Below are 11,906 nucleotides of genomic sequence, written 5' to 3'. Positions count from 1 at the left end.
TTTCATACAAATGCGCGTTGGAAGCGTTAGCCACCGAGGAAACACATGAACCTGAACCGTCTGGGCATTCGCGCACGCATCACCTTGGGCCTGGCCATCATTCTGGCGCTGGCCATTCTGAGCGCGGCCAACTCGCTCTACCGCAATGTGTCGGTGAAGTTTGAGTCGGGCGAAGTAGCCACCTCCTGGATTCCGGCCATTGAGAACCTCGGAAACATGAAGGGCTACGTGGCTGACCACTATTTGTTGGTCAGCGACCGGGTGGGTGGGCGTGATCTGGAAGACGCAGCTGCATTCAAAAAGCGCTTGAAAGAGAACGGCGAAGCTTTGACCAAGGCCACCGAGGTGTATGCCGCAACTTTGCTTACGTACGAGGCTGGAGACCCGCAGGCGGATGCGGAAAAAGCGCTTTTTGCGGACTACCAAGCCAAGCGCGATGCGTATTTCAAAGTGGTTAGCGTGGGGCTGGATGCGGTGGAGGGTGCTGGCGGCGCCGAAGAAATGCTGACTTTGGCGCGCAAAGACTTTGCTGAAAAAGCACCAGCGGCATTCCATCAGGCCTACACGGCGATGGAGAAAATCCTCAAGTTCAATCTGGACGGAACTGCCAACGCGGCCCTCAAGGTGAAAGACACCGTGGCATCGGCAGAGCGCGCGATGTTGGGCGCCCTGTTGGTTATTGTGGTGGTGGGCTTGGCGCTGATTTGGATTATTCCCACCAGCGTGATCCAGCCCGTGCGTCAGGCCATGGAACTGGCCGGCCGCATTGCCGATGGCGACTTGAGCGGCCAGGTGTTGGCCAAAGGTTCGGACGAGCTGGGGCGGTTGTTGAGCAGTCTGGAGCAAATGCAGTCCAAGCTGGCTCATGTGGTGTCCCGCGTTCGGGAAGGCTCCGAATCCGTAGCCACCGCCAGCGCCGAAATCGCCCAAGGCAACAACGACCTCTCCGCCCGCACCGAACAACAAGCCAGCGCTCTCGAAGAAACCGCTGCAAGCATGGAAGAACTCGGCTCCACCGTCAAACAAAACGCCGACTCCGCCCGTCAGGCCAATCAGCTGGCCATGAATGCCTCCACCGTGGCTATTCAAGGTGGAGAAGTCGTCGGCCAGGTCGTAGAGACCATGAAAGGCATCAACGAATCCAGCCGCAAGATCGCAGACATCATCAGCGTCATTGACGGCATTGCCTTCCAGACCAACATCCTTGCTTTGAATGCAGCGGTAGAAGCAGCACGTGCTGGAGAACAAGGCCGGGGCTTTGCAGTCGTCGCTTCTGAAGTCCGCTCATTGGCAGGACGCTCTGCCGAAGCCGCCAAAGAAATCAAAACCCTGATCAACGCCAGCGTAGAGCGGGTAGAGCAGGGCAGCAGCCTGGTAGATAAAGCCGGTGAAACCATGACCGAAGTGGTGAGCAGCATCCGCCGGGTGACGGACATCATGGGAGAAATCAGCGCAGCCAGCTCAGAACAGAGTGCCGGTGTCTCTCAAGTTGGAGAAGCGGTGACCCAGATGGACCAGGCTACGCAACAGAACGCCGCCTTGGTGGAAGAGATGGCAGCTGCTGCCAGCAGCCTGAAGAGTCAGGCCAATGACTTGGTGCAGGTGGTGGCAACCTTCAAGCTGTGAGCAGAATCAGCTCTAATCGGGGTCTGGCGCCCGTGCAGTATGCGCGAATAGCTATGAAATAAATAGCAAAAAAACGGGGCCTGATGGCCCCGTTTTCTTTTCTGCAAGCGTTCGGGCGCTACTTACACCCCGCGTGCCCGGTCTGCGTGGAACTGCTGCACGAATGCGCCAAAGCGGCCTGCGTCCAGCGCATCGCGCACTTCTTGCATCAGGTTCAGGTAGTAGTGCAGGTTGTGTACGCTGGCCAGCATGGGGCCCAGCATTTCGCCGCAGCGGTCCAGGTGGTGCAGGTAGGCACGGCTGAAGCCATCGCGTCCGCCGTTGGCCCAGCTCACACCACTCGAGCCCGCGCAGGCGTAGCAGGTGCAAGTCACGTCCAGGGGCTGCTCGTCGCTCTTGTGGCGGGCGTTGCGGATTTTCAGGTCGCCATAGCGGCTGAACAGGGTGCCGTTGCGCGCGTTGCGAGTGGGCATCACGCAGTCAAACATGTCGATGCCGTTTTGCACGCCGGCAATCAGGTCTTCCGGCGTGCCCACGCCCATCAGGTAGTGGGGCTTGTGCTTGGGCAACTTGGGACCGATGTGCTTCAGGACGCGCATCATGTCTTCCTTGGGTTCGCCCACCGACAAGCCACCCACGGCGATGCCGGGGAAGTCCAGTGCTTCAAGACCTGCCAGCGATTCGTCACGCAGGTGCTCAAACATGCCACCCTGCACGATGCCGAAGAGCGCGTTGGGGTTGTTCAGGCGGGCGAACTCGTCCTGGCAACGCTTGGCCCAGCGAAGGCTGAGTTCCATGGAGCTGCGGGCTTCGCGTTCGGTGGTGATCTGGCCTTTGGTTTTGGGCTCCACCGACAAATAGGGCGTGCACTCGTCGAACTGCATCACGATGTCGGAGTTCAGCGTGGTCTGGATCTGCATGCTGATCTCGGGCGTCAGGAACAGCTTGTCGCCGTTCACAGGAGAAGCGAACTTCACGCCTTCTTCGGAAATCTTGCGCATTTCGCCCAGGCTCCAGACTTGGAAGCCGCCGGAGTCGGTGAGGATGGGCTTGTCCCATTTCTCGAACTGGTGCAGGCCGCCGAACTTTTGCACCACGTCCAGGCCGGGGCGCATCCACAGGTGGAAGGTGTTGCCCAGAATGATCTGGGCATTCATGTCGTGCAGGCTGCGCGGCATCACGCCCTTGACGGTGCCATAGGTGCCCACGGGCATGAAGATGGGGGTTTCGACCACGCCGTGGTTCAGCGTGAGGCGCCCGCGTCGGGCGTGGCTGCCCAGGTAGCTGCCATCGGCACTGGCGGGGTCGTTGTTCAGGAGGTCAAATTTCAGCATGGGGGTACCCGTGTCAGTGATCAGTGGAGTTCAAGTGCGGCGAGTCAGCAGCATGGAGTCGCCATAGCTGAAGAAGCGGTAGCCGCGGGCGATGGCGTCGCGGTACAGGCCCATCACGTGGCCGTAACCCGTGAAGGCGCTCACCAGCATCATGAGGCTGCTCTTGGGCAGGTGGAAGTTGGTGACCAGCACATCGACCAACTTGAAGTCAAAACCGGGCGTGATGAAGATGTTGGTGTCGCCACTGGCAATGCCGGTTTTGGCCCAGCTCTCCAGGGTGCGCACACTGGTGGTGCCCACCGCGACGATGCGCCCGCCCCGTGCCTTGCAAGCAGCAATGGCTTCTTGAGTCTCCAGCGGCACGTTGTACCACTCGCTGTGCATCTGGTGCTCGGCGATGTTCTCGGTCTTGACCGGCTGAAAAGTGCCTGCGCCCACGTGCAGCGTTACGTGTGCGCGCTGTACGCCGATGGCATCGAGCTGCGCGAACACAGCTTCGTCAAAATGCAAGGCGGCTGTGGGCGCGGCCACAGCACCAGGGTTCTTGGCAAACACGGTCTGGTAGCGCTGCACATCCTCCGGTGAGTCGCTGTGGGTGATGTAGGGCGGCAGGGGCACATGGCCGTGGCGCTCCATCAGGGTGTAGGGGTCGTCGCCGCGGTCGTTGCTGAGCACAAAGCGGTAAATCGGCCCATCCACATTCGGCCAGCGGCCCAACAGGGTGGCGCAGAGGCCGTCTTCGTGGCCGGGGGCACAGGTCATCTTGATGGTGGCGCCTACCTCGGGCTTTTTGCTGACCCGCATGTGGGCTGCCACCTGGTTGCCGCCCAGCACGCGCTCAATCAGCAGTTCCACCTTGCCGCCGGTGGTTTTTTCGCCGAAGAGGCGGGCGTTGATGACCTTGGTGTCGTTGAACACCAGCAAGTCACCTGCACGCAGCAGGCCGGGAAGGTCTTTGAAGATGCGGTCTACGGACACTTCGCCCGTGCCGTCCAGCAATCGGGACGCACTGCGTTCTGCGGCGGGGTGTTGGGCAATCAGGGCTTCGGGAAGCTCAAAATCGAAATCGCTGAGGGTGAAGACGCGTTGCGCGTCAGGGGAAGGCAAAGACATGGTGCTTGAGGGCCGGACAGGCCCGTTCCAAGGTTGAAAGGCCGCTATTTTCCCATAGCGGTGCTTTTGCAGAATGCCAAGCGATTCAAACCATCAGCTGTTGATAGCGGGCCAAAGCGTCAGAGGTGAGCTGCACATAGGCGTTGGTGTTGTTGGCAATGTGCGCTTGCATCCAACGCGCGCCTGCCTGCGGTTCGCTCACCCAGATTTTGTCCTTGCCAAAGCCCGCGCGGAGGCTGGCCAGGGGGGTGCGGATCGATACGACGTCGGAAGGGCCCCACAGATACGCCGGCGATGCCTCTCCGGTCCAGGGGTATCCGTTGGCTTCGGCATAGACGTGGTTATGTTCAAAAGTGAAGTCCACCAGCTCCACCGGAGCCGCGTCATCCGACTCGATCCAGCAGTGGTAGGCACCGCCCAGCGGGTGGCTGAATGCCTGCTCATCGGCCATCACAATAATCTGGTCATTGCCCGCATCTATAGCCGCCAAGCCCGCAACCGGGCGGTAGTTGCGGTCAAGCGCGATGCTTGCGACATTCGAGCCCACCACTGCAAACGCGTGGCACAGGGAGTGGAAATTGTGGGGAAACCAGTGGCACAGGCAATTGCGGACACTCAGGGCAATCGCAGACCGCATGCGCAGCGTGAGCGGCGAGGTTTCTGACGGGCACGCTTCGAGTTCGGAGTAAGCCATTTCCATGCCTTGATATCGGCAGGAAATGGCAAACCTGAAGCCATTGCGTTCTGCGGCTTCTTCCGGACTATTCCACCTTGGCGCCCGATGCCTGAACGATGCCTTTCCACTTGGCGTAGTCTGCTTTCAGCAGGTTGCCGAATTGCTCTGGCTTCATGGCCTGAGGCTCCGCCCCTTGGGCGTGGATGGCTTCTTTGAATTCAGGCTTGGCCAGCAGCTCGTTGACCTTGCTGTTCATCAGCGTGACCACATTGGCAGGTGTGCCGGCGGGCATGAAGAGGCCGTACCAGGTGCTCACATCAAAGTCCTTGTAGCCGGACTCGGCTACGGTGGGCACATCAGGCAGCGAGGTGCTGCGGGCCGCAGACGTCACCGCCAAGGCACGCAATTTGCCCGCTTTGATCTGGGCAATCGCGGAAGGCACAGAGGACACCAACAAATCCACATTACCGGCCAGTGCATCCATCAGTGCGGGGTTGGATCCTTTGTAGGGGATGTGGCGGATGTCGACCTTGGCGGCCTTTTCGAACAGGTTGCCCGCGAGGTGAATGGTGGTGCCGTTGCCGGGCGAGCCGTAGGTGATGGTGTCGGGTGCTGCTTTGGCGGCTGCAACCACATCGGCCAGTGTCTTGAACCTGGAGTTGGCGGCGGTGGCGATCACCACCGGGGTGTAGGCCACGTGGGCCACGGGTACCAGGTCTTTGGTCGGATCCCAGGGCAGGTTGCCGTACAGCCAAGGGGCCACGACCAGGTTGTCTTTCTGGCCCATGACCATGTCATACCCTGTGGGTGCCGCCTTGATGGCTTCGGCAATGCCGATAGTGCCGCCGGCACCAGCCTTGTTGTCGGGCACTACGGTCCATTGGAAGTTTTCGGTCAGCTTGCTTGCGACCAGGCGGGAGAGGATGTCGGTGCCGCCTCCGGGCGGGAAGGGGATGACCAGCCGGATAGGCTTGGACGGGTAGGCGGCTGTTTGGGCGTAGCTGGGGGCGCTGACAGCGCCGCCTAGCAGGGTGGCCACGACGGCCAGCGGTGCAATCCATTTTTTCATGGGGTCTCCTTAGGGGTGGGCCCGCGCGTGCAGGCAAACACCCCAGTGTAGTGCGGCACAATGCGCCCATGTCTGACGCCAAGCCCAAAACCGAGTCGCAAAAAGCCCTCGAAAAGCTGGGCCTGCGCCGGGACATCGACCTGGCTTTGCACTTGCCGCTGCGCTACGAGGATGAAACCCGCATCGTCAAACTCATTGACGTGCGCGACAGCACCCCCGTCCAGATTGAAGCCACGGTCACCCACCAGGAAGTGAGCTACCGGCCGCGCCGGCAACTCATCGTGACCGTGGATGACGGCACCGACACCTGCACCCTGCGTTTCTTCAGTTTCTATGGCTCGCAGCAAAAGGCGCTCGCGGTGGGCAACAAGGTGCGGGTGCGTGGTGAAGTCAAAGGCGGTTTTCTGGGGCGCACCATGCTGCACCCCACATTCAAAGCCGCCGGGGGGGATCTGCCGACCGCACTCACACCGGTGTACCCCACGGTGGCGGGCCTGCCCCAGGCCTACCTGCGCAAGGCGGTGCTCTCCGGACTGGCGCGCGCAGATTTGAGCGACACCTTTGCCCCCGGTGATTTGGAGTGGTTGCAGCATCGTCAGCACCAAAACGGCCAGCAGGCCTTGTGGACACTGCGCGACGCGCTACAGTTTTTGCACCACCCCACGCCGGATGTGTCGCTCGACACCTTGATGGATCACAGTCACCCCGCTTGGCAACGCCTCAAGGCTGAGGAGCTGTTGGCCCAACAAATCAGTCAATTGCAAAGCCGGCGTGAACGCGCCAGCCTCAAGGCTCCGCAGCTCCAGGCTGTGGAAGGCGGCACTTTGCATGCACGGCTGCTGGCAGCGCTGCCTTTTGGCCTGACGAATGCGCAGCAACGCGTGGGTGAAGAGATTGCCAAGGACATGGCGCGCCGCATCCCCATGCACCGTTTGCTGCAGGGCGATGTGGGTGCCGGCAAGACCGTGGTGGCAGCGTTGTCTGCCGCTATTTGCATGGATGCCGGCTGGCAGTGCGCGCTGATGGCGCCCACCGAAATCTTGGCCGAGCAGCACTTTCGCAAGCTGCTGGGCTGGCTGGAGCCCTTGGGCATCACCACCGCCTGGCTTACCGGTACCCAAAAGGCCAAGGAGCGGCGGGCCATGCTGGCCCTGATCGAGAGTGGAGAAGCGCAGCTGGTGGTGGGCACTCACGCCATCATCCAGGACAAGGTGAAGTTCAAGAACCTGGCCCTGGCCATCATCGATGAGCAGCACCGCTTCGGCGTGGCGCAACGCCTGGCCCTGCGCAACAAATTGCACCACGAGGATATGGAGCCCCATCTACTCATGATGACGGCCACCCCGATTCCAAGAACATTGGCGATGAGCTACTACGCGGACCTCGACGTATCCACCCTGGACGAGCTGCCTCCCGGGCGCACACCCATCGTCACCAAAGTGGTCAACGACGCGCGGCGTGACGAGGTGATTGAGCGCATCCGCGCCCAGATCAGCCAAGGCCGGCAGGTCTATTGGGTCTGCCCGCTGATTGAAGAGAGTGAAGCTTTGGACCTGAGCAATGCCACCCAGACCCACGCGGACTTGGCAGAAGCTTTGCAGGGCGCTACCCGTTCAGATGGTCAGCCGGTGCTGATCGGGCTGCTGCACTCGCGCATGCATGTGGATGACAAAAAGGCCGTCATGGGCGCCTTCACCGCGGGGCTGATGTCAGTGCTGGTAAGCACGACGGTCATTGAAGTGGGTGTGGATGTGCCCAATGCCTCGCTGATGGTGATTGAACATGCCGAGCGTTTCGGCCTCAGCCAGCTGCACCAGTTGCGCGGGCGGGTAGGGCGGGGCGCTGCGGCATCGGCTTGTGTGCTGCTGTATTCCACCGGCGACGCCCCACGATTGGGCGAAGCGGCTCGGGAGCGGCTGAAGGCCATGGCCGAGACCAATGACGGGTTTGAGATTGCCCGGCGTGACTTGGAGATCCGCGGTCCCGGTGAATTTTTGGGCGCCCGGCAGAGCGGCGAGGCCATGCTGCGCTTTGCGGACCTGGCTACCGACACCGAGCTGCTGGACTGGGCCAAAGCCGAAGCGCCCATGCTGCTCGATACCTACCCGCACTTGGCGGCCAAGCATGTGGCCCGCTGGTTGGGGGGGAAAGCAGAATTTCTCAAGGCCTGAATGAAATCTGGCCTTGGCGCATGGTGTGCGTGCGCGAGTAGCTATGAAATTTGTAGCATATATGCGCAGAACAGCGTATTGACACGGTGCATCCAACCATGGAACCATGCGGGTCTGGCCATGAAGGGAAAGCGGGAGGCATGAGCTACTGGACTACATGGCGCCCTGCATGGGTGCTGCTGATGTGCTGGGCGTTGCATTCGGGCGCCATGGCGGCAGCGTGCAGCAAGTCCGTGCGTTGGTATGACGATGGCGCCTATTCGTTCCGGGGTACCGACGGGCAACCGACCGGACTCTATGTGGAGCTGGTGCGTGAGGCCTTGCGCCGCATGGATTGTTCAGCGCAGTGGCAGGAAATGCCCTGGGCACGCGGCCTGGTGGAGCTGGAGGCAGGCAAGTTGGACATCCTGCCCGGCGCCCGCAAAACCCCGGAGCGCGAGAAGTTTGCGTATTTCTCCAGACCGGTCAATCGCTCGCCGAATGTGCTGTTCATGAGCAAGGCGGCGGGTCAGCGCTTTGCCTTCACCCGCCTGGCGGACATGGTGGGTACGGACTTCAAGCTGGGCGTCCAGCTTGGCGTGGCGTATGGCGCCGAATACGATGAACTCATCAAGAACCCGGAGTTCATGGCCCGCACGCAGCCCCTGACCTCCCGCCGCAGTGCCTGGGGCCTGCTGCAAATGGGGCGTCTGGACGGACTGATTTCTGACGAGGTCAGTGCCTGGGTGGAGTTGCAGAGCTTGGGGCTGAGCAATGCCGTGGTCCGGACGCGCGTGGTGACTTCGGATGACCCCGGACTGCTCGCCTTAAGCCGCCTGAGCAACACGCCGGATTTCGTGGCGGCGCTGGACCGTGCGCTACTGGCCATGATGAACGACGGTAGCTACAAGCGCATCCGGGAGCGGTTTGTGCCCTGTGTGACATCCGCGGAAACCGTGTCCTGCCGTTGAGCCGCCGCAGTCCGATTAACATCGCCGGATGAGTGGACAAATGGATTGGATCTGGTGGAGCCTGGGCGCAATTTTTGTGCTGTCGGTATCCGCCTACCTGTATGCGGAGTTGCAGGCATTCTGGCTACGCACTACGGTTGCCAAAATCCCCGGCGGTCAGCGATTTGAAGCACATGGATTCAGCGTCGACATGCTCAAGGGCGCCGGCAAGGTGCGCGTCAAGGCCCGCAAGGCCCATTACAGCCAGAAAGCCAACGACAAGCAGCTTGCCATGGAAAAGTCCGGAGCGCTGGACGTGACCTTTGACGCCTTGGGTTTGCGCATTGAGCTATCGCGCATGGTGCGCACCATCAACAACCCCAAACCCGGGCAGGACCCGACGTTACCCACCGGCTGGCATAGCATGGCCTTTCAGGCCACCGAAGAAGACGCGGTATTGCGTCTGGACCATGTGCCCACCAAGGTGGCAGATCAGTTCATCGGCTTTGCCAAGCAGATCCAGGTTTGGGTTGAGCGCCAGGAACACCAACGCAAGGCGCGTTTGGAAGTCGAAGAAGCTGCCAAGCGTGAGGCCGAAGAGGTGGCAGCAATGCGCGCCGCCGCCAAAGCCAAAGGCAAGGCCGTGGCCATTCCGCCTGAGGAACAGATCGCTCAGTGGCGCAGGGTGGCAGGCTTTACGGGTACCAACACGGAGACCGGGTTGGACGGCAAGGGCGGCATTGAATGGTTCATTGATCTGGATGCCACCGGGCGCATCACCCTGCATTCGGGCAAGCAAACGGCCCACACCACTTTGAAGGGCGCCACCATCACCTCGCTGGGTGGTGAGCTGGAAATCAATGTCCTGGATGCGGAAGGCAATCCGGACCCACACTCCTTCCGCGTGCTCAAGAACATGCCGCCGGATGTTCGGCGTGCATGGAAAGAGCGTCTGGAAATGCTGCGCGACAGTTTCAAAAGGCCCAACGCCATCACAACCTGAGCGCGTCATTCCGCCTCGCTATAGTGGAGCGCTTTTTCAGCGGCGTCCGCACAGGTTTCCCTCATTTATGGTTTCTCGTTTTCTTATGCGCTGGCACGCGCTGTCCGGCAACACCCGCGGCGTGATGCTGGTCGTATTGGCCATGTTCTGCTGGTCAGTCCTGGACGCATGCAACAAGCAGTTGATGGGGCAGGGCATCCTGCCCAAACAGGTGTTGTTTTTGCAAGCCACCGTGGTGCTGGCCATGTTGGTGCCGGTGTGGATCGCTACCCGTGGGCGGGTGGTGCGCACCCGTCAGCCCTGGCTTCACATGCTGCGGGCCTGCTTCATCGTGACCTCGGCCTGGTGCGCGGCGTATGCGGTGTCGCATCTGCCGCTCGCGGAAGCCAGCGCGTTTTTGATGACGGGCTCGCTGTTCATGTTGCCCTTGGGAGTGTTTTTTCTGGGAGAGAAGCCGCACTGGTTGCGGTGGACCGGGGTTGCGGTTGGTTTTGGCGGGGTGCTGGTGATTTTGCAACCCGGGGCAGAGGCCTTCCGTCCCGCGGCCCTGGTGGCCTTGTTCGGCGCCTTGATGGAGTCCATGCTGGGCATCGTGCTTAAAAAGTACTCCGGCACCGAGCATCCGATTGCCGTCCTCACCTGGAGCCAAGTCGCATGCTGGCTGACCTTCGGCCTGTTCACCGGGTTTGAGTTGCCTGCGGTGGCCAGCAATTTGTGGCCTCTGCTCCCTTTGGTGGGCTTTGCTGCAGCGGGCATTTACCTGGGCTATTTTTTTGCCTACCGGGCAGGCGACGCCTCGGCGGTAGAGGCGGGCAGCTTCTCTCTCTTGCTCTTCAGCCCGGCGCTGGGTGCGGTGTTCTTCAGTGAAGCTCCGGATGCCGCTTTCTGGGGCGGGGCGGGTTTGCTGGTGTGCGGTATTGCCCTGGTCATTATCGAACCCAAAGGACACGCTCATTGATTCAGACTATCGACCGTGGCATCATGGTTGACCCGGAGGGAATGCTGTTATGACGCTCACAGAACTCAAGTACATCGTCGCCGTCGCCCGCGAGCGCCATTTCGGCAAGGCGGCGGACGCCTGTTTTGTCTCGCAACCTACGCTGTCGGTGGCGGTTAAAAAACTCGAAGAAGAGTTGGACGTAAAGCTCTTCGAGCGCAGCGCGAACGAAGTGACCGTGACTCCCCTGGGCGAGGAAATCGTGCGTCAAGCCCAAAGCGTGCTGGAGCAGGCGGCCAATATCAAGGACATCGCCAAGCGTGGCAAAGACCCGCTGGCCGGGCCATTGAAGCTGGGTGTGATCTACACCATTGCCCCCTATTTGCTGCCGGCCCTGGTGCGCCAGGTGATCACCAAAAGCCCGCAGATGCCGCTGGTGCTGCAGGAGAACTTCACCGTCAAGCTGCTGGAGATGCTGCGTACCGGCGAGATCGATTGCGCCATTCTGGCCGAGCCTTTTCCCGACACCGGTCTGGCCCTGGCGCCACTGTATGACGAGCCCTTTTTTGCCGCGGTGCCCTCCAGCCACGCATTGGCGCAGCAAGCCTCGGTGACCGCCGAACAACTCAAGAGCGAGACCATGCTGCTGCTGGGCAACGGCCATTGCTTCCGTGACCACGTTCTCGAAGTCTGCCCCGAGTTCGCCCGCTTCTCCAGCGATGCCGAAGGCATTCGCAAGAGCTTCGAAGGCTCGTCGCTCGAGACCATCAAGCACATGGTGGCGGCCGGCATGGGCATTACCTTGGTTCCACGGTTGAGCGTTCCCAAAGAGGCACTGGAGCCCAAAAAGCGGGGTGCCGAAGAAAGCTTTGTGAAATACCTGCCGGTGCTGGACACGCGATCCGATGGCAGCAGCCTGCCGCCTCCCACACGCCGTGTGGTGCTGGCTTGGCGCCGCAGTTTTACCCGCTATGAGGCGATTGCCGCGTTGCGCAATGCCATTTACAGCTGTGAATTGCCGGGTGTGGGTCGACTCTCCTGATTTTGA

The 11,906-nt window shown here is 61.0% G+C and carries 10 protein-coding genes; 6 read left to right on the top strand and 4 right to left on the bottom strand.

Annotated features, from left to right (window positions below; all coding sequences use genetic code 11):
• Nucleotides 1-45: 45 nt before the first annotated feature.
• Nucleotides 46-1,626 (top strand): methyl-accepting chemotaxis protein, encoded by a 1,581-nt coding sequence (locus tag ACOAP0_RS07485; RefSeq protein WP_498374963.1) that lies wholly within the window; start codon nt 46-48, stop codon nt 1,624-1,626.
• Nucleotides 1,627-1,748: 122 nt separating this feature from the next.
• Here ACOAP0_RS07485 and tgt read toward each other — a convergent pair whose 3' ends face one another.
• From tgt to ACOAP0_RS07465, 4 genes are all read right to left on the bottom strand, one after another.
• Nucleotides 1,749-2,960 (bottom strand): tRNA guanosine(34) transglycosylase Tgt, encoded by a 1,212-nt coding sequence (gene tgt / locus ACOAP0_RS07480; protein WP_498374964.1) that lies wholly within the window; start codon nt 2,958-2,960, stop codon nt 1,749-1,751.
• A 30-nt stretch (nt 2,961-2,990) separates the two neighbouring features.
• Complete coding sequence (queA, locus tag ACOAP0_RS07475; RefSeq protein ID WP_498374965.1) at nt 2,991-4,073, bottom strand: tRNA preQ1(34) S-adenosylmethionine ribosyltransferase-isomerase QueA; 1,083 nt, start codon at nt 4,071-4,073, stop codon at nt 2,991-2,993.
• Between the two features lie 85 nt (nt 4,074-4,158).
• A complete protein-coding gene (locus ACOAP0_RS07470; RefSeq protein WP_498391354.1) occupies nt 4,159-4,773 on the bottom strand; it encodes a hypothetical protein in 615 nt (204 codons plus the stop codon).
• A gap of 61 nt (nt 4,774-4,834) precedes the next feature.
• Complete coding sequence (locus ACOAP0_RS07465) at nt 4,835-5,818, bottom strand: Bug family tripartite tricarboxylate transporter substrate binding protein (protein WP_498374967.1); 984 nt, start codon at nt 5,816-5,818, stop codon at nt 4,835-4,837.
• A gap of 68 nt (nt 5,819-5,886) precedes the next feature.
• Here ACOAP0_RS07465 and recG point away from each other — a divergent pair, with 68 nt between their 5' ends.
• The 5 genes from recG (at nt 5,887) to ACOAP0_RS07440 (ending at nt 11,900) form a co-directional block, all read left to right on the top strand.
• Nucleotides 5,887-7,989, top strand: a complete 2,103-nt coding sequence (gene recG / locus ACOAP0_RS07460) for an ATP-dependent DNA helicase RecG (protein ID WP_498374968.1) — start codon at nt 5,887-5,889, stop codon at nt 7,987-7,989.
• A 140-nt stretch (nt 7,990-8,129) separates the two neighbouring features.
• Complete coding sequence (locus ACOAP0_RS07455) at nt 8,130-8,939, top strand: substrate-binding periplasmic protein (RefSeq protein ID WP_498374969.1); 810 nt, start codon at nt 8,130-8,132, stop codon at nt 8,937-8,939.
• 28 nt (nt 8,940-8,967) lie between these two features.
• On the top strand, nt 8,968-9,921 hold the full coding sequence (locus ACOAP0_RS07450; RefSeq protein WP_498374970.1) for a hypothetical protein: 954 nt from the start codon (nt 8,968-8,970) through the stop codon (nt 9,919-9,921).
• A 67-nt stretch (nt 9,922-9,988) separates the two neighbouring features.
• A complete protein-coding gene (locus ACOAP0_RS07445; RefSeq protein ID WP_481875126.1) occupies nt 9,989-10,879 on the top strand; it encodes a DMT family transporter in 891 nt (296 codons plus the stop codon).
• 49 nt (nt 10,880-10,928) lie between these two features.
• Nucleotides 10,929-11,900, top strand: a complete 972-nt coding sequence (locus ACOAP0_RS07440; RefSeq protein WP_498374971.1) for a LysR substrate-binding domain-containing protein — start codon at nt 10,929-10,931, stop codon at nt 11,898-11,900.
• Nucleotides 11,901-11,906: the final 6 nt, after the last annotated feature.

This window comes from Curvibacter sp. Hmag1.1, from assembly GCF_059769165.1.
This window is presented reverse-complemented; position numbering and strand designations above follow the sequence as displayed.